The sequence below is a fragment of the Bradyrhizobium sp. HKCCYLRH2047 genome (assembly GCF_051168175.1).
Lineage (GTDB): Bacteria > Pseudomonadota > Alphaproteobacteria > Rhizobiales > Xanthobacteraceae > Bradyrhizobium.
On record NZ_JBNPUM010000019.1, the window covers coordinates 37,843 to 60,294 of the forward strand.

General features: G+C 65.9%; 24 protein-coding genes and 1 pseudogene. 14 read left to right on the top strand and 11 right to left on the bottom strand.

Annotated features, from left to right (window positions below; all coding sequences use genetic code 11):
* The first annotated feature begins 8 nt into the window (after positions 1 to 8).
* The 3 genes from purQ (at position 9) to ACQR1D_RS29890 (ending at position 3,128) form a co-directional block, all read left to right on the top strand.
* Complete coding sequence (gene purQ / locus ACQR1D_RS29880; protein ID WP_315801206.1) at positions 9 to 710, top strand: phosphoribosylformylglycinamidine synthase subunit PurQ; 702 nt, start codon at positions 9 to 11, stop codon at positions 708 to 710.
* A 196-nt stretch (positions 711 to 906) separates the two neighbouring features.
* Complete coding sequence (locus ACQR1D_RS29885) at positions 907 to 2,154, top strand: DUF1236 domain-containing protein (RefSeq protein WP_434840358.1); 1,248 nt, start codon at positions 907 to 909, stop codon at positions 2,152 to 2,154.
* A gap of 236 nt (positions 2,155 to 2,390) precedes the next feature.
* Complete coding sequence (locus ACQR1D_RS29890; RefSeq protein ID WP_434840357.1) at positions 2,391 to 3,128, top strand: tetratricopeptide repeat protein; 738 nt, start codon at positions 2,391 to 2,393, stop codon at positions 3,126 to 3,128.
* Positions 3,129 to 3,228: 100 nt separating this feature from the next.
* Here the strand turns inward: ACQR1D_RS29890 and ACQR1D_RS29895 are convergent, their stop codons facing one another.
* Positions 3,229 to 3,711: a PaaI family thioesterase gene (locus ACQR1D_RS29895; protein ID WP_315801205.1), complete on the bottom strand. Its 483-nt coding sequence runs from the start codon at positions 3,709 to 3,711 to the stop codon at positions 3,229 to 3,231.
* A 198-nt stretch (positions 3,712 to 3,909) separates the two neighbouring features.
* Here ACQR1D_RS29895 and purL point away from each other — a divergent pair, with 198 nt between their 5' ends.
* On the top strand, positions 3,910 to 6,120 hold the full coding sequence (gene purL, locus ACQR1D_RS29900) for a phosphoribosylformylglycinamidine synthase subunit PurL (protein ID WP_434840337.1): 2,211 nt from the start codon (positions 3,910 to 3,912) through the stop codon (positions 6,118 to 6,120).
* A 293-nt stretch (positions 6,121 to 6,413) separates the two neighbouring features.
* On the opposite strand, the gene ACQR1D_RS29905 is transcribed toward purL, so the two are convergent.
* Complete coding sequence (locus ACQR1D_RS29905) at positions 6,414 to 7,610, bottom strand: acyltransferase family protein (RefSeq protein WP_434840336.1); 1,197 nt, start codon at positions 7,608 to 7,610, stop codon at positions 6,414 to 6,416.
* Positions 7,611 to 8,039: 429 nt separating this feature from the next.
* Between ACQR1D_RS29905 and ACQR1D_RS29910 the strand changes: the two genes are divergently transcribed.
* Entirely contained in the window at positions 8,040 to 8,213 is a 174-nt protein-coding gene (locus ACQR1D_RS29910) for a DUF1328 domain-containing protein (RefSeq protein WP_009031962.1), read from the top strand.
* A gap of 80 nt (positions 8,214 to 8,293) precedes the next feature.
* Here the strand turns inward: ACQR1D_RS29910 and ACQR1D_RS29915 are convergent, their stop codons facing one another.
* Positions 8,294 to 8,659, bottom strand: a complete 366-nt coding sequence (locus tag ACQR1D_RS29915; RefSeq protein WP_316183081.1) for a DUF427 domain-containing protein — start codon at positions 8,657 to 8,659, stop codon at positions 8,294 to 8,296.
* Positions 8,660 to 8,914: 255 nt separating this feature from the next.
* Between ACQR1D_RS29915 and ACQR1D_RS29920 the strand changes: the two genes are divergently transcribed.
* Entirely contained in the window at positions 8,915 to 9,154 is a 240-nt protein-coding gene (locus tag ACQR1D_RS29920; RefSeq protein WP_315714834.1) for a BolA family protein, read from the top strand.
* A 39-nt stretch (positions 9,155 to 9,193) separates the two neighbouring features.
* Entirely contained in the window at positions 9,194 to 10,396 is a 1,203-nt protein-coding gene (locus ACQR1D_RS29925) for a low temperature requirement protein A (protein ID WP_315801200.1), read from the top strand.
* On the opposite strand, the gene egtD is transcribed toward ACQR1D_RS29925, so the two are convergent.
* Positions 10,372 to 11,343, bottom strand: coding sequence for an L-histidine N(alpha)-methyltransferase (egtD, locus tag ACQR1D_RS29930; protein ID WP_315801199.1), 972 nt, complete (start codon positions 11,341 to 11,343; stop codon positions 10,372 to 10,374). The genes ACQR1D_RS29925 and egtD overlap by 25 nt on opposite strands.
* Before the next feature lie 54 nt (positions 11,344 to 11,397).
* Positions 11,398 to 12,648, bottom strand: a complete 1,251-nt coding sequence (gene egtB / locus ACQR1D_RS29935; RefSeq protein ID WP_315801198.1) for an ergothioneine biosynthesis protein EgtB — start codon at positions 12,646 to 12,648, stop codon at positions 11,398 to 11,400.
* A gap of 305 nt (positions 12,649 to 12,953) precedes the next feature.
* Between egtB and grxD the strand changes: the two genes are divergently transcribed.
* Positions 12,954 to 13,292 carry a Grx4 family monothiol glutaredoxin gene (gene grxD / locus ACQR1D_RS29940; RefSeq protein WP_006609190.1) on the top strand — a complete coding sequence of 113 codons (339 nt, stop codon included), beginning with the start codon at positions 12,954 to 12,956 and terminating at the stop codon, positions 13,290 to 13,292.
* A complete protein-coding gene (locus ACQR1D_RS29945; RefSeq protein WP_434840356.1) occupies positions 13,289 to 13,858 on the top strand; it encodes an O-acetyl-ADP-ribose deacetylase in 570 nt (189 codons plus the stop codon). Before grxD ends, ACQR1D_RS29945 begins: the two co-directional genes overlap by 4 nt.
* Positions 13,859 to 13,910: 52 nt before the next feature.
* Here the strand turns inward: ACQR1D_RS29945 and ACQR1D_RS29950 are convergent, their stop codons facing one another.
* The 6 genes from ACQR1D_RS29950 to murI all read right to left on the bottom strand — a co-directional run bounded on the left by ACQR1D_RS29950 (position 13,911) and on the right by murI (position 19,266).
* Positions 13,911 to 14,978, bottom strand: a complete 1,068-nt coding sequence (locus ACQR1D_RS29950) for a threonine aldolase family protein (RefSeq protein WP_434840335.1) — start codon at positions 14,976 to 14,978, stop codon at positions 13,911 to 13,913.
* A 72-nt stretch (positions 14,979 to 15,050) separates the two neighbouring features.
* A complete protein-coding gene (locus ACQR1D_RS29955) occupies positions 15,051 to 15,605 on the bottom strand; it encodes a hypothetical protein (RefSeq protein ID WP_316183084.1) in 555 nt (184 codons plus the stop codon).
* 200 nt (positions 15,606 to 15,805) lie between these two features.
* Entirely contained in the window at positions 15,806 to 16,423 is a 618-nt protein-coding gene (gene rpsD, locus ACQR1D_RS29960; RefSeq protein ID WP_315801195.1) for a 30S ribosomal protein S4, read from the bottom strand.
* Positions 16,424 to 16,640: 217 nt separating this feature from the next.
* The gene (locus tag ACQR1D_RS29965; protein WP_316183085.1) at positions 16,641 to 17,465 is read right to left on the bottom strand and encodes an acyltransferase; all 825 of its coding nucleotides are present in this window, start codon (positions 17,463 to 17,465) and stop codon (positions 16,641 to 16,643) included.
* 217 nt (positions 17,466 to 17,682) lie between these two features.
* Positions 17,683 to 18,456, bottom strand: coding sequence for an HpcH/HpaI aldolase family protein (locus ACQR1D_RS29970; RefSeq protein WP_316183086.1), 774 nt, complete (start codon positions 18,454 to 18,456; stop codon positions 17,683 to 17,685).
* Positions 18,457 to 18,468: 12 nt separating this feature from the next.
* Positions 18,469 to 19,266, bottom strand: a complete 798-nt coding sequence (gene murI, locus ACQR1D_RS29975) for a glutamate racemase (RefSeq protein WP_316183087.1) — start codon at positions 19,264 to 19,266, stop codon at positions 18,469 to 18,471.
* 1,012 nt (positions 19,267 to 20,278) lie between these two features.
* Between murI and ACQR1D_RS29980 the strand changes: the two genes are divergently transcribed.
* The 5 genes and pseudogenes from ACQR1D_RS29980 (at position 20,279) to ACQR1D_RS30000 (ending at position 22,377) form a co-directional block, all read left to right on the top strand.
* A complete protein-coding gene (locus tag ACQR1D_RS29980; protein ID WP_315801191.1) occupies positions 20,279 to 20,608 on the top strand; it encodes an ArsR/SmtB family transcription factor in 330 nt (109 codons plus the stop codon).
* Entirely contained in the window at positions 20,605 to 21,084 is a 480-nt protein-coding gene (locus ACQR1D_RS29985) for an SRPBCC family protein (RefSeq protein WP_434894241.1), read from the top strand. Before ACQR1D_RS29980 ends, ACQR1D_RS29985 begins: the two co-directional genes overlap by 4 nt.
* A gap of 10 nt (positions 21,085 to 21,094) precedes the next feature.
* The gene (locus ACQR1D_RS29990) at positions 21,095 to 21,508 is read left to right on the top strand and encodes a GFA family protein (RefSeq protein ID WP_315801189.1); all 414 of its coding nucleotides are present in this window, start codon (positions 21,095 to 21,097) and stop codon (positions 21,506 to 21,508) included.
* 164 nt (positions 21,509 to 21,672) lie between these two features.
* Positions 21,673 to 22,011, top strand: a pseudogene (locus ACQR1D_RS29995) (thiol-disulfide oxidoreductase DCC family protein); the annotation flags it as partial.
* 87 nt (positions 22,012 to 22,098) lie between these two features.
* Complete coding sequence (locus ACQR1D_RS30000) at positions 22,099 to 22,377, top strand: hypothetical protein (protein ID WP_315801380.1); 279 nt, start codon at positions 22,099 to 22,101, stop codon at positions 22,375 to 22,377.
* Positions 22,378 to 22,452: the final 75 nt, after the last annotated feature.

Consider the following 22,452-nt stretch of genomic DNA (forward strand, 5'->3'; position numbering starts at 1 on the left):
TCGCAAGCATGAAATCCGCCATCCTCGTCTTCCCCGGCATCAATCGCGAGCGCGACATGGCGCGCGCGCTGCGCATGATCTCCGGCCATGAGCCGGCGATGGTCTGGCACGCCGAGACGTCGCTGCCGAAGGGCACCGATCTCGTCGTCGTCCCCGGCGGCTTCTCCTATGGCGATTACTTACGCTGTGGCGCGATCGCGGCGCGGGCGCCGGTCATGGACGCGGTGCGCGATCACGCCGCCAAGGGCGGCCTCGTGCTCGGCGTCTGCAACGGCTTCCAGATCCTGTGCGAGTCCGGCCTGCTGCCGGGCGTGCTGATGCGCAACGATAAGCTGAAATTCATCTGCAAGGACGTGCATCTGCGGGTCGAGCGCTCGGATTCTCCGTTCACCCGCGGCTACAATGCGGGACAGGTCATCCGCGTGCCCGTCGCTCACGGCGAGGGCAATTACGCGGCCGACGAGGAGACCTTGAAGCGGCTCAATGGCGATGGGCGCGTGCTCTATCGTTACTGCTCGGCCGATGGCGAGGTTGGCGACCTCAGCAACATCAACGGCGCTGCGCATTCGATCGCCGGCATCGTCAACGAGAACGGGAATGTGCTCGGCATGATGCCGCATCCCGAGAATCACGTCGAAGACATCATGGGCTGCACCGACGGCCGTGGCCTGTTTGCCGGCCTCGTCGCCCATCTCGACCGCGCGGCCTGACGCCGTTCATCGAAATCGTTCCGTAGTTTTTTCTCGCGCCGTCCGGCAACGCCGGGCGGCTGTTTGCGTTGTCCGCCCGATTCCACGGGACAGGAACCAAGGAGGTTCTCATATGACGACGAAACATTGGCTGGGAACGGCCGCGATCATTCTGGCGATCGGCACGGCATCAGGTGCCGCATCGGCGCAGTCCGAGATGAAGCGCGAGGGTGGCGCCGCTGCCCCGACCGCACGCGAAGCGATCCGGCCCGGCAGCGAGGCCAAGAGCGCTGGCGCGGCCGTGGAACACGGCGCGTCGGAGGCGAAGCAGAGCGCGCAGGGTCGCAGCGAGCCGTCATCGGCCGCGCGCGAGCAGGCTCAGGAGCGCTCGGCGCACGATGCGAAGCAGAGCGCGGAGCAGAGCAAGGGCGAGCGCGGGCCGGCCTCGGCACAGCGCGAGCGCGACGCCAAGGACAGCGCCGAGAGCAAGTCGCAGGCCGACAGCAAGCAGGCCGACAAGCAGTCTGACAGCAAGAGCAAGGCTGAGTCGAAGCAACAGCAGGGACGCGCCGACGAGCCGCGCAAGGGCGAGGATCGCGCCGCCGAAACCAAGTCGGGCGCCACGGATCGCAAGTCCGACCGCGAGGCCGAGCGCAGCGGCAGCGACAAGAGCCGGCAAAGCCAGGACGAGCGCAAGGCCGGCACGTCGGACCAGGCGGCCGACAAGCAGACCGGCCGCAGCAAGCAGGCCAATCAGCCGGGCGCAACGGACAGCAAGAGCACGAGCGCGCAGCAGAACCAGCAGACCGGTCCGGCCGGTGCCGCTGCGGGCAAGCCGGACGCGACCGGGCAGGCCAGCAACCAGACCCAGACCAACAACACCCGCTCCAGCACGCAGGTTTCGGTCAACGAGCAACAGAAGACTCGCGTGGTCGACCAGCTCAAGCGTGATCACGACTTCGACCGTGCCCGCACCGACATCGACATCCGCATCAACGTCGGCGAGCGCCTGCCCGAGCGCGTGCGGCCGCGTCCGCTGCCGTCGGACATTGTCACCATCGTTCCGGAATATCGCGGCTACGAGTACACCATCGTGCATGACGAGATCGCCATCGTCGATCCGCGCAGCCGCGAGATCGTCGATGTCATCCCCCAGGACGGCATGCGCGCCGATCGCGGCTATGAGCGCGGCGGCTACGGCGTGAGCTCGACCCGCATCGTGCTGTCCGACGATCAGCGCCAGATACTGCGCCGCGCCGCGACCGAGACCGGCACCGTCGGATCGACGACATCGTCATCGACCTCGTCCGGAACGAGCTGCCTGAGCCTGCGCCGGGTGCCCGATGAGCTCGCGCGCAGCAATCCGGAGCTCGCCAACTACCAGTATCTGGCGATCGGCGAGCAGGTCGTGCTGGTCGACCCGCGCGATCAGAAGGTGGTGCAGGTCATCGACCAGCAGCAATAGCGGCGTGGCGATACGACGGCGGCTCGAGGGCGGGGGCGCGACGCGCTTCCGCCCTTTTTCGCGACAGGATTGCCTTCCGTACGGCCATCGAACGAGCCTTGCTCCGCTGCTCGAACCGGCCGTTGTCCTCATGCGTCAAACCGGCATCGTCAATTGAGCTGGCGCGGACGGGATTGTCGGCCGCGCGCGGCCACGCTATCAACGTTGGCGTGTAGGGATTGGCCGTGGGGACCGCCGTGCCGGTTGCACTCGTCATTATACTTCTTCAGATATCGCTGATCTATCATGCGTCGCGGACCGGGCGGATGCAGCCCTGGGCGTTCATCATCTTATTGGTCCCCTTGATCGGCGCGCTCGCCTACATCGTCGTCGAGCTGGTGCCGGAATGGCTGGGCAGCCACGACGTCCAGAAGGCGCGCAAGCGCGTCGCCAACAAGCTGGACCCTGAGAAATACTATCGTGAGTTGTCGGATCGCGTCGCCGTGACGGATACGATTGCCAACCGCGCCGCGCTCGCCGAGGAATGCGTCGCCGTCGGTCGCCATGACGAGGCCGAGCGGCATTACGATCACATCCTGAGCCTGCCGATGGGCCACGAGCCGCTGTTCGCGCTCGGCAAGGCCAAGGCGCAGTTCGCGCGCCGCCGCCCCGCGGATGCGCTGGCGACGCTCGACGAGCTGCAGAAGGCCTGGCCGGACTATAATTCGGCCGAGGCGCATCTGCTCTATGCACGGGCTTTGCAGGAAGCTGGCCGCACCGACGAGGCCCTGGAGGAGTACCAGGCCTTGCTGGACTACGCGCCGGGCAGCGAGGCGAAGGTCCGCTACGGCTTGCTGCTCAAGCTGGCCGGCCGCATCGACGAGGCCAAGATCGTATTCACCGAGCTGCTGATCCAGATGAAGCGCGCCCCGCGCCATGTGCGCAAGGCGCAGGCCGAGTGGATATCGATCGCCGAGAAGCAGCTCGCGGGGTGAGGCCGTAGCCCGGATGAGCGCAGCGACATCCGGGTTCACCGAGGGAGCGCGTGAGATCCCGGATATCGCTGCGCTCATCCGGGCTACAAATCAAATCAGGCTACGGCGAGTTCGCTGCCTCCGGCGTCCGCCGCTTGACGCGCTTGATGGTCCCTGAGAACGAGAACAGCGGCTTGGTGCCGGAATGCAGCATGCCGCGCAGGAAGATCAGCGACGCGCCGGCGCGGGTGACCTCGCCGGTGGCCTCGATCAATTCCCCCTCGCGCGCGGCGTCGAGGAATTCGGACGAGAACGAGACCGTGACGCCCGGGCCCTGCATGATCGGCGCGGCGAAGGCGAACAGGCAGTAATCCGCGAAGGTCATCAGGCAGCCGCCATGGACGTTGCCGCCGCCGTTCAAGTGCTTCTTCTCGACCCGGAAGGCGCAGCGGATCGAACCGTCGTCCTCCATCCGGTGCCAGAACGGTCCGGTATGGGATTCGTAGCTGTCGCGCATCCAGGTGCGCCAGCCGGCGAACTCGCCGTCGGTCGCGATATGGATGCCGGGGCGGTTCTCGAAGGCGGAACGGGTCAGATCGTGCACGTGCAAGGGCCTTTAACTGTTGATTTACCGTCTTAAATCCGATTGGCCGCCAATCTGCAAATATCCCGCTTGGCGGGTCCGGGCCAAAGCTCTGGACAGGGCGGAATAGGGCCGTAAAAGGCCTTTTCCGCTTCTGCCTCTGTATCTATGAAGCAGGGTTTAAGGGACCAGCGGCCCACGGGGCAAAGGCATTTCTCCATGCGCAATGAACCGCAGATCACCCCCGAGCTCGTCGCCGCCCACGGCCTGAAGCCCGACGAATATGAGCGCATCCTGAAGCTGATCGGGCGGGTCCCGACCTTCACCGAGCTCGGCATCTTCTCGGCGATGTGGAACGAGCACTGTTCGTACAAATCGTCCCGCATCCATCTCAAGGGCCTGCCGACCAAGGCGCCCTGGGTGATTCAGGGCCCCGGCGAGAACGCCGGCGTGATCGACATCGGCGACGGCCAGGCGGTCGTGTTCAAGATGGAGAGCCACAACCATCCGAGCTACATCGAGCCGTACCAGGGTGCCACGACCGGCGTCGGCGGCATCCTGCGCGACGTGTTCACCATGGGCGCACGCCCGATCGCCTGCCTGAACGCGCTGTCGTTCGGCGCGCCGGAGCATCCGAAGACGCGGCATCTGGTGTCCGGGGTGGTGGCCGGCATCGGCGGCTATGGCAACTCGTTTGGCGTTCCGACGGTCGGCGGCCAGACCCGCTTCCACACCCGCTATGACGGCAACATCCTGGTCAACGCGATGGCGGTCGGCCTCGCCGACGCCGACAAGATCTTCTATGCGGCCGCCTCCGGCGTGAACATGCCGATCGTCTATCTCGGCTCCAAGACCGGCCGCGACGGCATCCACGGCGCCTCGATGGCCTCGGCCGAATTCGACGACTCCTCGGAGGAGAAGCGCCCGACGGTGCAGGTCGGGGATCCCTTCGCCGAGAAGCTGCTGCTCGAAGCGTGCCTCGAGATCATGGCCGCCGACTGCGTGATCGCGATCCAGGACATGGGCGCGGCCGGGCTGACCTGCTCGGCGGTCGAGATGGGCGCCAAGGGCGACCTCGGCGTCGATCTCGATCTCGATGCCGTGCCGACCCGCGAGATCGGCATGAGCGCCTACGAGATGATGCTCTCCGAGAGTCAGGAACGCATGCTCATGGTGCTGAAGCCCGAGAAGGAGAAGGAGGCGGAAGCGATCTTCCGCAAGTGGGGGCTCGATTTCGCGGTGGTCGGCTACACCACGCCGAGCAAGCGGTTCGTGGTGAAGCATGGCGGCGACGTCATGGCCGACCTGCCGATCAAGGAGCTCGGCGACGAGGCGCCGCTGTATGATCGCCCGCACGTGGCCTCATCGGCGCTGCCGGTGATCCACGCCCGCGAGGTCAAGCCGCCCCTGGCCATCATCCCGGCGTTGGAGAAGCTCGTCGCAACGCCCGATCTGTGCTCCAAGCGTTGGATCTGGGAGCAGTACGACCATGTGATCCTCGGCAACACCGTGCAGCGCCCGGGCGGCGATGCCGCCGTGGTGCGCGTGCAGGACGGGCCGAAGGGGCTGGCGCTCACCGTCGACGTCACGCCGCGCTATTGCGAGGCCGACCCGTTCGAGGGGGGCAAGCAGGCCGTCGCCGAAGCCTGGCGCAACATCACCGCGGTCGGTGGCCGGCCGCTTGCGATCACCGACAATCTCAATTTCGGCAACCCGGAACGGCCCGAGATCATGGGCCAGTTCGTCGGCTGCCTGAAGGGCATTTCGGAGGCCTGTCGCGCGCTCGACTTCCCCGTCGTCTCCGGGAACGTCTCGCTCTACAACGAGACCAACGGCCGCGCGATCCTGCCGACGCCCTCGATCGGCGGCGTCGGCCTGCTCGATGATTTCACCAAGTCGGCGAGCATCGCCTTCAAGGCCGAGGGCGAGGCGATCCTGCTGATCGGCGAGACCCATGGCTGGCTCGGCCAGTCGGTCTACCTGCGCGACGTCTGCGGCCGCGAGGAGGGCGCTCCGCCGCCGGTCGACCTCGCCGCCGAGAAGCGTATCGGCGATGTCGTGCGCGGCATGATCCATGCGGGCACGGCGACGGCTGCGCATGATCTGGCCGACGGTGGTCTGCTCGTCGCGCTCGCCGAGATGGCGATGGCCTCCGGCGTCGGCGCGCGGCTGCTGGCCGCGCCTGCCTCGATCGTACCACATGCCTATTGGTTCGGCGAGGACCAGGCGCGCTATCTCGTGACGGTGCCGGAGACCGAGGCTGGCCGCGTGCTCGCCAAGATGCGCGGCGCCGGCGTGCCGTGCACGCGCATCGGCACGACAGGCGGCACTGCGCTGGCGATCGCCGGCGAGGCCTCGGTGGAAGTGGATACGCTGAAGAGCCGGTTCGAGAGCTGGCTACCAGAATATATGGGCGGGGCGGCTGCCTGACACACCGTTGTCGTCCCGGACAAGCCACGGCGGCGCACCGCGCCGACGTGGCGCCGATCCGGGACCCACTCGGTGTACGGAGTAGTCGGCGGGACTGGTCGTTGACCTGCGCCAACAACAAGATCTTGCGGTTATGGGTCCCTGCGTTCGCAGGACGACAGCGGAGTACGTTGTCAGCGCGGTGCCTTTCCACGCGCTCATTGCGAGCGCAGCGACGCAATCCAGAGCTCCGGCGGGAGGTTGGATTGCGTCGTCGCTGCGCTCCTCGCAATGACGGAGGAGGCAGGACCGTCCTACAACACGTTCTTCGCCCCCGGAATCTGCCTGAGCACCCAGGTCGCGCCCCAGCTCAGCAGCATGCTGCCGACAAAGGCGATCGTCGCCTTGGCGATGGCGGGCAGGCCGAAGTCGAACAGCCAGTACTGGATCCACAGCACGATCGGATAGTGCACCAGGAACATGCCATAGGCGTCGGCCTGCATGCGATCGAGCACGGAGAATTCCGAGCGGCGGTTGTTGAGGAAATAGGACAGGATCGCAAACAGGATCGCGGCGCTGAAGATGACGAACAGGAAGCCATAGGCTGCCTCGTACCATTGCGGCAACACGGGGGGATTGCCCAGCACCTGGCGCTTGATCGTGATGAGCACCCAGAGCAGCGTATAGGGCACGAGCGTGACCACGATCCAGGCCCCGAGTCCGCGCTGCGACATCTGCCCTTCTGCGGCCAGCAGGCCGCGTTCGACATTGGCCGAGCCGATGCCAGCCCCGATGTAGAAATAGGCGGCGTAGAGCAGGACGCGGCTGGCCTGCACCGAGAGCGGTCCGGCTTCAAACCAGAACGTCGGGCCGAAATAGAGCCGGGACGGGATGTAGAGTCCGCCTGTGATCAGCAGGAAGGCAAAGAAGAAGTCGCGCGGATGCTCGAAGGCGCGCTGCGACAGCCGATTGATCGGATCCAGCAGGCGTGGCGAGACGCGGTACAAAAGGGCTGCCGAGGTGTCGAACGCCAGCAGCACCCAGATGAACCAGATCGGCCCGCTCGGCCATGGACCGACCGTGACCGTCTTCCACCAGAAGGCAGCGAAGGTGGCGTCCGGATTGGCGCGCAGCTCGATCGCGTAATAGGCAAGCGGAATGACGGTCAGGGCTGCGATGGCGAACGGCAGGCCAAGGCGCAATAGCCGGTCACGCAGGAACTGCAGCGTCGACTTGTGAGCAAGGCCCGACCACACGAACAGGCCCGACAGAAAGAAGAACATGGCCATGAAGAAGCTGTCGGTGGCCAGCACGATGGCATCGAAGCCGAGGAAGAACGTCGGATCGGTGTGCCCGAAATAGGTATAGGGAATCACGGCGTGGTGGAGCAGCACCACCAGCGTCAGGAATGTCCGGGCGTGATCGAGCGCGGCGTTGCGCGCCCGGGCGCGCGGGCGGGCCTGAAGCTCGATCTTCGCGGCCGCCGCCGATTGTGTAACCGATATGACCATACGCCCCCCGGCGTCGCTGCTGCCCGGCCCGTGCAGCGGATGGGACGTTCGCATCCCCCTCGCCGCGGGGCGTCATGCAAACGTCGTCCAAGGCTGCGCGAGCCGGAATGAGTGGATGAGCTCGTGTGACCTATGGCACCGTCATTCGCTGGAGTCGCCCGCAAGCGGGCGAATGACGGCGCCGGACTACCAGATGTCGTCTTTGGTGCTGCAAATCAGCAAGTGCCGCGGTCCGCAAGCCGGTTTCTCACACATGCCGATTTCCGCTCTCGATATCCTTACGAACCGACGACCTATGAAGTTACGGCCGGGACGGTCGTGGGTTGCGCATTTCTTCGGCGCCGGGACCGATGGCCGAAGGAACCGGTTCCCCGCCTCATCGTTAGTGAGGCGCCGCGCCGGCACGGCGCAGAACCGGAGGACCATACCGTGACACTTCTCAAATGGGCGCTGCTGTTCTTCGTGATCTCGGTGGTGGCCGGTATTCTCGGCTTCACCGGCATCTCGGCAGCTTCCGCCGACATTGCGCGGATCCTGTTCTATATCTTCCTGGTGATCTTCCTCGTGCTCCTGATTCTCGGGCTTACGATTTTCAGAGTGTAGCACGCCATCAGGTCAGTGATCGAAACAACCGCCGCGCCGGTATCGCCTCGCGCCCGCCGCGCGGCGGGCTGTCACCGGGTTCAATCAGCTGCGACCTCCTCGATCCGCACCTTGTCCGGATAGAACGCCAGGTGGCCCGAGATCTCGGTCATCGCCGGGAAGGGCGCCTCGTAGCTCCAGATCGCATTGTCCAATGTCTTGCCGTTGGCGACGACGCTGAAATAGCTCGCATCCCCCTTGTATGGACAATGGGTGACACGATCAGTCTTCTGCAAGGCCGCCATGTTGGCGTCGGCCCGCGGCACGTATTGAACCGCGGGGTAGCTCGCTTCCTTCAGCGTCAACGCGCGGGTCGTGTCGGCAATCACGACGCCGTCGGCGATCACCCGTACGCGTTTTGGGTTGGGGGTGACGGTGATCGGATGATCCGGTCCTGGAAGCTTCATGTCGTCGTCCTCCCGATTCGGCCTTTTGGGTGCGTCACCCAGTCCGACGTATCTCGTCTGATCCCGGTATATAGTGGTTCCGCGCGTGACCTCGAAAGCGGTTCGCGCTAGATTTCACTATCACGGTCCCGCGAGAATGCCTTGATTCGCCGTGCTCGGCGGGCCACTGATGGGAGCTGCAGCCAAGCCGCGGGCCCTGCGGGCTACATCGTCTACGGGATGCGGCGCCGACCCGACACAAGGAGATGCACCGGGATGCCCATGGATGCCCACGATATCGAGCAGATGATCAAGTCTGCCATCCCTGACGCCCAGGTGACGATTCGCGATCTCGCTGGCGACGGCGACCACTACGCCGCGACGGTGATCTCGGAATCGTTCCGCGGCAAATCGCGCGTGCAGCAGCACCAGCTCGTCTATCAATCGCTGCGCGGCCAGATGGGTGACGTGCTGCATGCTCTGGCGCTGCAGACCGGGGTGCCGGACCAGCGCTGACCATTCAGGGGCAGATCGCGCAGCACGCATCCGGGGGAGATGGCGGTGGACAATCCGCGTGGTGCGCTGTTTCGCGTCATCGAGCCGAACCGGCACAGCCGGGTCACCTTCGTCGAGCTGTTCTTCGATCTCGTCTTCGTCTACGCGGTCACGCAGATCTCGCACTATCTGATCGGCCATTTCTCGCCGCTCGGCGCCGCCCAGACGGCCGTTCTGTTTCTCGCGGTCTGGTGGGTGTGGGTCTACACCGCCTGGGTGACCAACTGGCTCGATCCCGAGAAGGCGCTCGTCCGAGGTCTCTTGTTCGCGCTGATGCTGGCGGGCCTCGTTCTGTCGATGTCGATCCCGCGGGCGTTCGAGGACCGCGGCCTGTGGTTCGCCATGGCCTACGCCGCCATGCAGGTCGGCCGGACCGCGTTCTGGCTGACCGCGACGCCGCCGCAGCGATTGGCCGTCCGCCGCAACGCCGCCCGCATTCTCTCCTGGCTCAGTGCCTCCGCCGTGCTCTGGCTGCTCGGCGGCCTTGCCGAGGGCCCGGCGCGGATGGGGCTGTGGGGGGCGGCGCTCACCCTGGAATATGTGTCGCCGGCCGTCCGCTTCTGGGTCCCTGGGCTGGGTGCATCCACCGTCGAGGACTGGATGGTCGAAGGCGGCCACATGGCGGAGCGCTGTGCGCTGTTCATCATCATCGCGCTCGGCGAATCCATCGTCGTCACCGGCGCGACCTTTGCCGAGCTCGACTGGACCGGAGCCAACATTGCCGCCTTTGCCAGTGCCTTCATCGGTACGGTGGCGATGTGGGCGGTGTATTTCAACCGCGGCGCTGAGGCGGGATCGGAGGTGATTTCGCAGTCGGCGCAATCCGGGCTGATGGCGCGCTCGGCCTACACCTACCTGCACATGCCGATCGTCGCCGGCATCATCGTTTCGGCGGTATCGGACGAGATCATCCTGAAGCACCCCCTCGGGCATACCGGCCTGAATACGGCGGCGACAACGATCGGCGGTCCGTTCGTGTTTCTGCTCGGGACCATCCTCTTCAAGTTCAACATCCGCGGCTTCCTGCAGCTGTCGCACGGCGCTGGCCTGCTGGCGCTGATCGGGCTCGGCTGGTTCGCGACCGAACTGTCGCCGCTCGTGCTCTCAGCGCTGACGAGCGCGCTGCTGGCGATCGTCGCGCTGTGGGAGACGCTGTCGCTGCGGTCGAAGCCGGAGCCTCACGCCTCGGCGACGAGCGCCTGAACCGAGAACATTTTTTCCGCATCCGTCCACACGGTCTGGACTTTCCAGCCGGAGCCGCGGGCCAGCGCGCCGAAGCGCTCGATGCTGTATTTATAGCTGTTCTCGGTGTGGATGCTCTCGCCGGCCCGGAACGAGAGGGTGGTGCCGAGCAGCCGCACGGTTTGCGGCTTTCGTGCCACCAGATGCATCTCGATGCGGTGCTGCTCGCGATTGTAGATCGCGCGGTGAACGAAGGCGGACAGGTCGAAATTGCCGCCGAGCTCCCGGTTGATCCGCAACAGCAGATTGAGATTGAAACGCGCGGTCACGCCGGCGGCGTCGTTGTAGGCGGCATGCAGGACGCGCTCGTCCTTCTCCAGGTCGACCCCGACGATCATCAGCGCGCCGGTCCCCAGGATCTCGCGTGCCGAGCGCAGGAACCGGCACGCCTCATGCGGCTCGAAATTGCCGATCGTCGATCCCGGAAAGAAGCCGACCTTCGGCTTGCCTTCGATGGCATCAGGCAGTTTGAATGCCGTGGTGAAATCCGCGATGACCGGGTGCACGGCCAGCTGCGGGAAGTCGCGGCGGAGGCTGTCGGCCTGTGCGGTCAGGAACTCGCCGGAAATATCGACCGGCACGTAGGCCGCGAAGCGGCAGCTCTCCAGCAGCAGCCGCACCTTGGTGGTGGCTCCGGCGCCGAACTCGATCAGCGCAGCATCGTCGGGAATGACCGCCGCGATCTCGGCGCCGCGATCCCTGAGGATGCCGAGCTCGGTGCGCGTCGGGTAGTACTCCGGCAGGCGCGTGATCTGCTCGAACAGGTCTGATCCGGCGGCGTCGTAGAAATATTTCGGCGATAGCTGCTTGGGCTGCTGGGTGAGGCCTGCGACTGCGTCTGTCGCAAAGGCCGACGTCTTGTCGTCGGGGAGATGGGCATCGAGCAGCGCGTTGACGTGCACGTTCATGATACTCTCCTGGACGCGCACACGCGCGACTGTCGGGCAACGAATGCTGATAGCTCAGGCGTAGTCCGCGAGCCGGAGCCCGGTGAATTGCCAGCGATGATGTGGATAGAAGAAGTTGCGATAGGTGACGCGGCTGTGGCCCGCCGGCGTCGCGAGCGATGAGCCGCGCAGCACCAGCTGATTGACCATGAACTTGCCGTTGTACTCGCCGAGCGCGCCTTCCGTGGCACGATAGCCGGGATAGGGGCTGTAGGCGCTGCGGGTCCACTGCCAGACAATGCCGAAGGCGTCGCTGAGCTGGTTGCCGCGCGCGGCGACCTCCCACTCCATCTCGGTCGGCAGATGCTTGCCGCGCCAGCGTGCGAATGCGTCGGCCTCATAGTAGCTGACGTGGCACACGGGTGCATCCGGATCGACCGGCCGCAGCCCTCCCAGCGTCATGATGCGCCATTCGCCCTCGACCTTGTACCAATGGCCGGGCGCCTGCCAGCCCTCGCGACTGGCGGCGGCGAAGCCGTCCATGAGCCAGAGCGTGGCGGTCCGGTAGCCGCCGTCATCCATGAAAGCGAGCCACTCGGCATTGGTGACGAGATTGCGCGCGATGCCCACCGGCCCGACGAGTGCGCGATGGGCTGGCTCCTCATTGTCGAAATGGTAACCATCACCGGCGTGTCCGACGGTATGGATGCCCTCGGGGAGGTGAATCCAATCCGCGCCCCGGCCTGCCGGGGCAGGAAAGGTCCAGGATGGATCATAGGCCGGGGCCGTCGGGTTCTGCGCGAATGCGTGCAGGATGTCGGTCAGCATCAGCTCCTGGTGCTGCTGCTCGTGATTGAGGCCGACCTCCACCAGCGGCGCCACAGCGGCCAATGTGGCAGGCTCGGCGCTGCCCAGGAAGTCCGCCATCGCCGCGTCGACGTGTTGCCGATATGCCGTGATGTCGGCCACGCCCGGCCGGGTGATCAGGCCGCGCTCGCCCCGCGTGTGGCGCGGGCCGGCACTGACGTAATAGGAATTGAACAGGAACGCGTAATCGGCGTGAAAAGGGATATATCCCCGGCAGTGCTCGCCCAGCACGAACTGCTCGAAAAACCAGGTCGTATGGGCGCGATGCCATTTGGCCGGACTGGCGTCCGGCATCGACTGGATGACCTGATCTTCCGGGCTCAGCGGCGCCGCACGCCGCTCGGTCTCGCCCCGAACGGCGAGGTACGCCTCGGTCAGGCGCCCGGCGAGGGAGCCGGACCCGGTCTGAAGCGTATCAGTGTCGGGGATGGAGGCCGTAGCGGAGGCAGAACTGGTCACGAGGGTCTCCGTTTGCCAGCAGAAAACGATGTTCGACGGAACAAGTTCCTTTCGACAGTTCGTCCTAAATAGGGGCTTGGTTACGGGATGAAACCCTCGTGGCGGCTATAATATTGCTGCCGTCAGCCTATGGTCCGGCCGGGGGGCCTGGGTCGCGGGCCGATCCTCGGCATTTTACTTTGGCTGAACAACGGTTTGCGCTACATATAGAAGAGTGGCGATCGGCTGCGGACGAAATCCGTCCGATGGCGATCAGCGCGGACCGAGCCCCAGGCGTTCCTTGAGGCGCCCTAGAGGAAGCGAAGATGAGCATTGAGCAATTCATTGACAATGAAGTGAAGTCGAACGACGTCGTCCTGTTCATGAAGGGGACGCCGCAGTTTCCGCAGTGCGGATTTTCGGGCCAGGTCGTGCAGATCCTGGACCACGTCGGCGTCGGCTATAAGGGCCTCAACGTTCTCGAATCCGCCGAGCTGCGCAACGGCATCAAGACGTTCTCGAACTGGCCGACGATTCCGCAGCTCTACGTGAAGGGCGAGTTCGTCGGCGGCTGCGACATCGTGCGCGAGATGTTCCAGAGCGGCGAGCTGCAGCAGCTGTTCACCGACAAGGGCATCCCGGTCGGCACGGCGGCCTCCGCCTGAGCTACCCGGTCCGAAAGATCGGCGCGACCCGATTCGAGGTCGTCGTCACCGACATCACCAAGCTCGGCGTTGACGCCATCGTCAACGCCGCGAACACGTCTCTGCTCGGCGGTGGTGGCGTCGATGGCGCGATCCACCGTGCGGCGGGACCGGACCTCGTCATGGAATGCCGCATGCTCCATGGCTGCAAGACTGGCGAGGCCAAGATCACCAAGGGCTACCGGTTGCCCGCCCATCATGTGATCCACACGGTCGGCCCGGTCTGGCAGGGCGGCGACCGCGGTGAGCCGGAGCTGCTGGCCTCGTGCTACCGCCGCTCGATTGAGCTGTGTCACAACCACCTGCTGTGTTCCGTCGCCTTTCCCGCAATCTCGACCGGCATCTTTCGCTTTCCCGCTGATCGCGCTGCCTCGATTGCGGTCGCCACTACGATCGAGGCCATCAGCGGCGAGACCTCGCTGTCGCAGATCGTGTTCTGCTGCTTCTCCGAGGCGAGCGCCGAGCTGCACGATGAGGCGTTGAGTAAGGCGATCGAGAGCCGCGCTCGCAAGCGGTCGCCGCGATAACGGCGGCCGCCTGTGTGGCCGGCTGGTTTACGCAGCCCTCGCGTCATGATCGTCATGCGCCGCGCACGATCTCCCTGACATGGCCGACCGCTTCCTCAATCATAGCGGCTGACACGTCGAGATGCGTGCAGGCACGGATGCGACCGTCCATCATCGCCAGCAGCACGCCGCGCTTGCGTAGTTCACTCACCATCTTGTCGCCTGACACGCCGGCGCCGTCGGGCTTGAAGAACACCAGATTGGTCTCGGGCTCCTGCACCTCGACGCCCTGGATCTGCGACAGACCGCGCGCCAGCGCCCGCGCATTGGCGTGATCCTCGGCGAGCCGGCCGACGTGATGATCGAGCGCGTAGATGCAGGCCGCCGCGACGACGCCGGCCTGGCGCATCGCGCCGCCGAGCCGCTGCTTCCAGCGCCAGACCTCGTCGATGAAGGCGGCGCTGCCGGCGAGCACGCCGCCGATCGGCGCGCCCAGTCCCTTGGAGAAATCGATCCAGGCCGAGTCCCAGCCCGCGGTCATCTCGGCCGCGGGAATGCCGGTGGCGACGGTCGCGTTGAGCAGCCGCGCGCCGTCCATATGCGTCGCCATTGCATTCGCCTTGGCGATCTCGACGATCTCGTCGAGATCAGCCTTCTTCCAGATCGTGCCGCCGCCGATATTGGCGGTCTGCTCGACGCTGACCACGGTCTGCGGCGGCTGGTAGCGGCTGCGCGGATGTAGCGCGGCGCGAAAGGTCTCCGGTGTGAACTGCCCGTCGGGGCCCTTCAGCTGCGTCACCTGGAAACCACCGAGCGCCGCATGCGCGCCGCCCTCGCGCGAGATGATGTGCGCGGTCTCGTGCGCCAGGATCTCGTCGCCCGGCCGGCAATGCACCAAGGTCGCCGCGACATTGCACATCGTGCCCGACGGCATCAGCACCGCCGCCTCCTTGCCGAGCAGGGCGGCGACGCGGGCGGTGAGCGCGTGCACGGTCGGGTCGTCGCCGATCTGCTCGTCGCCGACCTCGGCCCGCGCCATGGCTTCGCGCATTGCGGGCGTCGGGCGGGTCTGCGTGTCCGACAGCAGATTGACGCGCACGGGCGGCGCCTTGGGATCGCGCGGGGGCGGGGTGTAATACATCGGCAGTCCTCGTTCGCTTATCACGACCCGACCTTACCCAACTCGCAACGCTCCCGCAAAACGCCTCCTCGACTACGCCGCGCGCGGCGGGTTGAGCCAGATGTCCGGCCGCCGCAACGGCCTGCTCTCGATCGGCTCGGCGACCAGCGGCGGCGCCGCGGTGCAGTCGAACACCCAGGGTTCGAGCGGGCTCTGCCGAGAGGGTGAAAGCAGCAGCACGGCGCCCGGGCGCTGCCGCTTGACGTTCCAGCCCATGTTCACTGCGGCCCAGCCCACCAGCATGGTGTGCCATTCGTCGGTGAGCTCGCGCGAGTCGTCGAAACAGTGGAGAAGCTCGAGCGCGTAGGGATCGTGGCGAAGCTGCGCATCGGCAAAGGTGAGCCCGGTCCCGACATGGCGGATCACATGGGCTGTCGCATCGGACTGGACGTGCCAGCAGGAGCGTTCGAGGAGGTCGAAGACGGTCGAGGGATAGAGGCCGTCGTTGAAGCGATAGCGGACGCCGGAGGTCCGTGCGCGTAACGGCGGAGCGGTGAGCGGCGGCGCCCGCAACGGCGGCAGAGGCGGGGCGCCGACCGCATCGGTCGGCAACGCACCAAAGATGATATTGCGCCTGTTGAACTCCATGGCGAACGCCCCGCTACTTTACAACTGCAGACAGTGAATCACGGGACGGATTCCCTGTCAGCCCAGGTTGGGGCGAATTCGTGGCAAGTGTGGCATTCGGGAATCGGTTCGCCGCATCCGAAACCCCAAAAAGCAAAGGCCCCGGCGCGTGCCAGGGCCTTCGGATTATCAGATGGTGCCGGACCGCGGTCCGGTCAAGATCAGCGCGAGTAGAACTCGACGATCAGATGCGGCTCCATCTGCACCGCGAACGGCACGTCCGACAGCGCCGGGATGCGGATGAACTTCGCGGTCATCTTGCCGTGATCGGCCTCGATGTAGTCGGGCACGTCACGCTCGGCGAGCTGGCTCGCTTCCAGCACCACGGCGAGCTGCTTCGAGGCTTCCTTGACCTCGATCACGTCGCCCGGCTTGACCTGGTAGCTCGCGATGTTGACCTTGCGGCCGTTCACCTTGATGTGGCCGTGGTTGATGAACTGGCGCGCGGCGAACATGGTCGACACGAACTTGGCGCGGAACACGACGGTGTCGAGACGGCGCTCGAGAATGCCGATCAGGTTCTCGCCGGTGTCGCCCTTGAGACGGCCGGCCTCGACATAGATGCCGTGGAACTGGCGCTCGGAGATGTTGGCGTAGTAGCCCTTCAGCTTCTGCTTGGCGCGCAGCTGCACGCCGAAATCGGACAGCTTGCCCTTGCGGCGCTGGCCGTGCTGGCCGGGGCCGTATTCCCTGCGGTTGACGGGGCTCTTCGGGCGGCCCCAGATGTTCTGGCCCATGCGGCGATCGATCTTGTACTTCGCCTCACTGCGCTTAGTCATCGCGTCCTCTTCAAGTCTTTCGTTCGGGTTTGAGGAAACGCGCCCTCCTGTGTGTCCGGGAAATCCGGTCCACCGACAGACCCCTCCCCAAAGCATGAAGGGAGAAGGCCACGGGTCGCGAAACGCAACGCGGGCCGAAAGCGGCCCGCGAGCAGGGGGTTCTTAGGCGAGAAACTGCCGGCTTGTCAAACCGCAACGGCCGCTTTTGCCGGCAAAATCACCCTTTCGGCCCCTTCAGGACGGTCATTTTCCGCCGCCCCGCCTCGCATCCCAGGTCGGCTTCCGCCGGACTGCGCCCGGAAACCGGGCAGGCCCTCAGCTCGGCTGCGATCTCGCCATTCAGCACCTGCTCGAGTCGGATCGCGGTCCGGGCGATCATGGCGCCGTCGGTAACCCGGTGGTCCCAGCGGATCAGGATGGGAATCGTCTGGTCGGGCTGGACGACGTCGTAATTGATGATGAACGGTCCCGGGCTCAGGGCGTGCAACTGGCCGCCTCCGCAGGCGGCGATGCTGGTGACGGAGAAATTGCCGAACCAGTTGGCGCGCTGGCGGCCGAAATTCAGCCCGACCCACCAGGCGAACCGGCGCAGCGGCAGCGGCAGCCGGGTCGCGCGCATGATCTTGCGGAACATGGCGACGTCGTCGACCGGCGCCTCCTTGCCCTGGCGGATCAGGGCGTCGATCTCGGCCAGCGACATGGCCTCAGGCCCGGAGACGCGCTGCGGCAGCACGCAATCCTCGCCATTCTCGACCCGGGCAATGGTGACGGTGGCGACGCTGCGCGGCAGCTCGTAAAGGCAGCGCCGCGGCCACCCGGTGTAGAGCGTGCGCAGGACCGGCTCGTCACGGGCGACCAGGGCGAACGCCTTGACGAAGATCGCGGCGAAACCGGGCGGGTGGACGGCCGCGGCGCGGGCCTCCAGCAGCGGACCGATCTGGATCGTCCGGGCCAGCGACACGAACGGCACGCCGCGCGAGGCATGCATCAGATCGATGATCAGACGGCGGTGCAGCGAAATCGGCCTGGTCGTTCCGCGCATCCTGAACCTGTCGCTCCCGTTTGTTGTGCTTGGCCTGATCCGGCTCCCCGGCGGCGGCTGCTGTTAACACCGCAGGCCGGGTTACGGAAGCGCCGCTCTAGGGCGCCGGTGCGGCCAGCGGCCCGAACACGGCCAGCGACGTGCCCAAAATCGTCTTCTTCGTCATGGGCTTCTCCCCCAATCCTGTTTTTCGTTTGGAACGTGAAGCGGCCCTGAATCAGCGCTTGATCCCCTCGAAGCTTGCGGCAATGCCGCGCTGGAACAGAGACCAGTCGAAGCCGAGCGCCAGCGCGACGTAGCCGCGCGCGATCATCGCATTGGCCTGATCGGCGCTGCGCGCGGCGCCGCCGATCGGCACGCCCGATCTGAGGATGCCGGCCTCGGCACGGGCGATGAGGGATTTCACCAGGGGATCATCGAGTTGCCCGCGCTTGTTGATCGAGGTCGCGAGATCGCCCGGGCCGATCACCGCGATGTCGATGCCGGGCGTGGCCATGATCTCGTCGATGCGCTCGACCGCTTCGACATGCTCGATCGTGACCATGCAGATCATGTCGTCATCGGCCGTCGCCATGTAATCCGCCATCGACACGTTCCAGTGGAACGGCGCGTGGAAGGGACCCCACAGGCGGTCGCCGCGGGGCGGGTAGCGCACGCTGCGCACCGCCTTCTCGGCGTCCGCTCGGCTCGAAATCATCGGGAAGTTGATGCCGAGCGCGCCGAGGTCCATCGGCGCCTTCGCCAGATGCGGCTCGTTGGCGGCGATCCGCACCAGCGGCACGCAGGGCGTGCCCGCGGTGGCGGTGATCATCGCGTGCGCGGTGGAGAGATCGATCGGCCCATGCTCGAGGTCGACGATGATCCAGTCGAGCTGTTGCGCCATGATGCGCACGGTCTGGATGCTCGGGATGGTGGCGATGGCGCCGAACGTCGGCCGCTTGTCGCGCCAGGCCTGCTTGAGGCGGTTGAGCGGTTGGCGCGGTGCGGACATCGGCGGTCTCCGTCAGGCCGGGACGCGGCCGCCGAAATAGGGCGTGAGCGCGCGGCCGAGCTGATGTGGCTTGTTCGAGGTGAAGATCATGGTGGCGCCGCCATCGTCGGCGTCGCCAGCCGGGGGGCCCAGCAGGTCGACGACGCGGCGCGCGATCGCCGGTGCCGGATCGATCCAGGTGACGGGCCAGGGCGCCAGGCGTTCGAGCCGGTCGAGCAGCAGCGGATAATGCGTGCAAGCGAGCACGACCGTGTCGGTTCGATCAGCGGGATCGGCGGCGTCGCCCACGAAGCAGGGTGCGATCTCGGCGGCGATGGCCGCGTCGCTGACCTGCGTTCCGCTGAGCGCGGCCTCCGCCAGTGACGCAAGCTCCGGCGAGCCGACCAGGGTGACGTTGCAGCCTTGCGCAAAATCGCGGATCAGCGCGTGGGTGTATTCGCGCTGCACGGTCGCCTTGGTGCCGAGCACGGAGACGCGCCTGGTCTTTGACTGCGCGCAGGCCGGCTTGATCGCCGGCACGGTGCCGACGAAGGGCGTGGGGTAGGCGGCCCGCAGCGGCGCCAGCGTCTGCACGGAGGCGGTGTTGCAGGCGATCACGACGAGGTCGGGCCGGTGCGCGGCGATCAGCTCGCCCATCAGCGGCACCACGCGGGCGACCAGCGCCCGCTCGCTGTGATGGCCGTAGGGAAAGAAGGCGTCGTCGGCGACATAGACGTAGTGGGCGTCAGGCCGCGCCCGCACCACCTCGCGCAGCACGGACAGGCCGCCGAGGCCGGAGTCGAACACGAGAATCGTAGGGCGATGGGTCACGCGGCGAGTGTACCGGAATGGGAGGGGCGATTCAGTCGGTTTTTCTGCGGGGTTTGGCGGCAGTGAGGCGCTTGGGTGTGTTCCCGCGGCAGAAGGGAAGGTTCAAAAACGCGCATGTGGGCCAAGCTGGCCATCCAGAAACCGATGTCCTCCCGGCGAACGCCGGGATCCATGACCACCGGCGGAAATTGGCGCCAAGGCCGTCCGCTCCAGCGTGCCTCAAACAACCGCCGCGGCGTAGGGGTCCCGGGTCGGCGCCGCGCCAACGCTTGCGCGTTGCCGCAGCTTGCGGGGACGACAGCGGAAATGAAAGCGACATTGCGAGCGCAGTGTTCAGCCCGGAGACGTCGCTGACGGGTGTTCGGGGACATAGTTGACAGTTGTGGGGTCGCGCAGATCAATCGCTGCGCTCCTCGCAAGGACGGCGGTGAGACATGGGCAAAACATGCATTCTCATTCTCGCACCCGCTTTCGCGTCCGAGTGTTGCTCATCTGGTCGCCCTCCTAACAATGAGGGCGCGGGAAAGGCCGGGTGCCGGTCGCACCCATGGCCCGCCTGCGAAAAAAATGCAGGCGGCAGGAACCACAGGTACGGGCCGGATCATCCCGGCCTTCCCCGCGCAATGGTTTGAACGGCTTATACGTGATCTCCCCGGGGATCGGCTTTCTTGCCCCCGTCGCCAGCGCGCTCGTCGAACTTGCAGCGCCAGCTTGGCATCAGCACCGGGATGCCAGGACCACACGACTTCGCCGTACGCATCGGATCGTTCGTCGGCATGATCGCTCACGCTGCAACCCGACACGCCCACCGCATCCCGCACCCAACGCTCGTGACGATCGCGATGCGCCCCTCAATCGGGGCGGGACGCGATACCATAGCATTGAATTCTGAAAAACGGAAGATAAAAATTCGGATTTTCTGGCGGCACCGTCCAGCGGGAGCATACGAGCCGCGATTGGCGTCTATAACATTAGTGTTGACTGATTGATTAGTGGTTGCTATTGCTTTCGCATGATCCAGTCTGAACCCATCACGGCCGTCATGCGCGCGCTGGCCGATCCCACCCGGCGCGCGGTGTTCGAGCGCATCGTCGCGGCCGACGAGATCACCGTCGTCGAGCTCACGCGCGGCAGCACCGTCACGCAGGGCGCCATCTCGCAGCATCTGAAATCCCTGAAGCAGGCCGGCCTGGTCTGCGAGCGCCCCGAGGGCCGCAAGGTCTATTACCGCGCCGAGCCACGCGGCCTGGAGCCGCTGGCCGACTGGATGAGCCATTACGGCGTGTTCTGGCGCGACCGCTTCGCCAATCTGAAAAAACTGCTGAAGGACATCGATCCATGAACCAGGCCGTGAACGCGGACACGCAGGCCATTGTCGTCGAGGACATCTTCCCGCATGCGCCGGAGGTCATCTGGAAAGCCCTGACCAATGGCGACCTGATCGGCCGCTGGCTGATGGCGCCCAAGGGTTTTGAGCCCGTCATCGGCAATCGCTTCACCTTTCAGACCACGCCGGCGGGCCAATGGGACGGCACCATTCACTGCGAGGTGCTGGAGGTCGTGCCGAACGAGCGGCTGTCCTATGCCTGGAGGGGCGGCCACGACGGCAATGTCGGTTACGGCGCGAAGCTGGAGACGGTCGTCACCTTCAGCCTGTCCAAGGCCGACACGGGCACGCGTCTTCGCCTCGTGCATTCCGGCTTCGTGCTGCCGGCCAACGAGACGGCGTATCGCAAGATGGGCGAGGGCTGGAAGACCGTCGTCAAGAAGCTCGATCAGGTCGCCGCCGAGCAGGCGTCACCGCAGCGGTCGCACTGAGGAGAGCAACATGACCAATTCCTATGTCGGGGGCTGCGCCTGCGGGGCGGTGCGTTACGAGATCAAGGGCGAGCCGGCGGTCATGCTGGATTGCCAATGCCGGCAATGCCAGCGCGACAGCGGCACCGGCCATCAGTCGCACCTGACCTTCGTCGCGGCGGAGGTGAAGGTCGACGGCGAGGTGTCGCATTTCCAGACCATCGGCGATGGCGGTACGGTGAAGCGGCGGGCGTTCTGCCAGACCTGCGGCTCGTCGATGCACCTGACGTTTCCGGCGATGCCCGATGTGTTCATCGTCACGCCCGCAAGCCTCGACGATCCCAGCCGCTACCGGCCGCAACTGGTGTCGTGGACCGCCGCCGGACATCCCTGGGATCACCTCGATCCGGCGCTGCCGAAATTCGAGAAGATGCCGCCGCGGTGAGTTTACCACGCGGGATGCGAGACTTGGGAGCGTGGTCGTTTCGGTGACGGCCCAAGACCGTCACCGAAATCCTCCGACCGAAATCCAACCAGCCACAGACCCAAAACCCCGGCACGGACGTTCAGGGATCTGAGGTTGGAGCGGGTGTTTTGGAGGAGATCCGCATGGCGCCAGAGTGTGCGCAGTCGACCGTGTACTTCGATGGATCCTGTCCGCTGTGTCGAGCGGAGATCGGCTATTACGGCCGGACCGATCAGGCGGGTGCGCTGTGTTTCGTCGACGTCTCCGAACCAGGCGCGGAAACGCCGGATGGCGTGACCCAGCAACAGGCGATGGCGCGGTTTCATGTGCGTGCCAGTGACGGGCGCCTGCTCTCGGGCGCTGCGGCGTTCGTCGAGATCTGGCGCCGTCTGCCGCGTTGGCGCTGGGCGGCGCGTGTGGCCTCGATGCCGGGCGCGCTGGCGGTCCTGGAGTTCGGCTACAGGCTGTTTCTTCCCGTGCGGCCATTGATCTCGCGCGGCCTGGGCCGCATCCTGCAGCGTGGGAAGCAGGATGGGACGCGGAGCGTGACCGGGCAGGCTGGCGGCACGATGTCGCGCTTTCTCAACTGGTTCTTCCGCAATCGCGCGACCGGCGAGATCACGATCGCCCAGATGCCGAACCCGGCGCTGTGGATCGTGCTGGTGGGAAGCCTCGTGGGCTGGGCCTTGCACCCGCCGGGTCGGACGGGCGCGAATCTGGATTGTCTGGTGAAGGCCGGTCTCGTCGTCTGGGCCGTCGATGAGCTCGTGCGCGGCGTCAATCCCTGGCGCCGCTGTCTCGGGGCCGCCGTGCTGATCTACGAGGTCTCGACGTTGGGATGGACGTGAGCAGATGTGTGTGACGCGCCCCGATGATGTCGGTCGCTTGATATGCATCAACCGGCAAAGACGGCTGCTGACCGA

Bases quoted from the DNA above. Each gene is read 5' to 3' on its own strand.
- purQ (WP_315801206.1), top strand. From the start codon at position 9: ATGAAATCCGCCATCCTCGTCTTCCCCGGCATCAATCGCGAGCGCGAC.
- ACQR1D_RS29925 (WP_315801200.1), top strand. From the start codon at position 9,194: ATGGCGGTGGACAATCCGCGTGGTGCGCTGTTTCGCGTCATCGAGCCG.
- ACQR1D_RS29990 (WP_315801189.1), top strand. From the start codon at position 21,095: ATGACCAATTCCTATGTCGGGGGCTGCGCCTGCGGGGCGGTGCGTTAC.
- rpsD (WP_315801195.1), bottom strand. From the start codon at position 16,423: ATGACTAAGCGCAGTGAGGCGAAGTACAAGATCGATCGCCGCATGGGC.
- ACQR1D_RS29920 (WP_315714834.1), top strand. From the start codon at position 8,915: ATGCCCATGGATGCCCACGATATCGAGCAGATGATCAAGTCTGCCATC.
- ACQR1D_RS30000 (WP_315801380.1), top strand. From the start codon at position 22,099: ATGTCGCGCTTTCTCAACTGGTTCTTCCGCAATCGCGCGACCGGCGAG.
- ACQR1D_RS29885 (WP_434840358.1), top strand. From the start codon at position 907: ATGAAGCGCGAGGGTGGCGCCGCTGCCCCGACCGCACGCGAAGCGATC.
- ACQR1D_RS29970 (WP_316183086.1), bottom strand. From the start codon at position 18,456: ATGTCCGCACCGCGCCAACCGCTCAACCGCCTCAAGCAGGCCTGGCGC.
- ACQR1D_RS29985 (WP_434894241.1), top strand. From the start codon at position 20,605: ATGAACCAGGCCGTGAACGCGGACACGCAGGCCATTGTCGTCGAGGAC.
- ACQR1D_RS29905 (WP_434840336.1), bottom strand. From the start codon at position 7,610: ATGGTCATATCGGTTACACAATCGGCGGCGGCCGCGAAGATCGAGCTT.
- ACQR1D_RS29980 (WP_315801191.1), top strand. From the start codon at position 20,279: ATGATCCAGTCTGAACCCATCACGGCCGTCATGCGCGCGCTGGCCGAT.
- ACQR1D_RS29950 (WP_434840335.1), bottom strand. From the start codon at position 14,978: ATGTATTACACCCCGCCCCCGCGCGATCCCAAGGCGCCGCCCGTGCGC.
- ACQR1D_RS29955 (WP_316183084.1), bottom strand. From the start codon at position 15,605: ATGGAGTTCAACAGGCGCAATATCATCTTTGGTGCGTTGCCGACCGAT.
- ACQR1D_RS29965 (WP_316183085.1), bottom strand. From the start codon at position 17,465: ATGCGCGGAACGACCAGGCCGATTTCGCTGCACCGCCGTCTGATCATC.
- ACQR1D_RS29915 (WP_316183081.1), bottom strand. From the start codon at position 8,659: ATGAAGCTTCCAGGACCGGATCATCCGATCACCGTCACCCCCAACCCA.
- grxD (WP_006609190.1), top strand. From the start codon at position 12,954: ATGAGCATTGAGCAATTCATTGACAATGAAGTGAAGTCGAACGACGTC.
- purL (WP_434840337.1), top strand. From the start codon at position 3,910: ATGCGCAATGAACCGCAGATCACCCCCGAGCTCGTCGCCGCCCACGGC.
- egtD (WP_315801199.1), bottom strand. From the start codon at position 11,343: ATGAACGTGCACGTCAACGCGCTGCTCGATGCCCATCTCCCCGACGAC.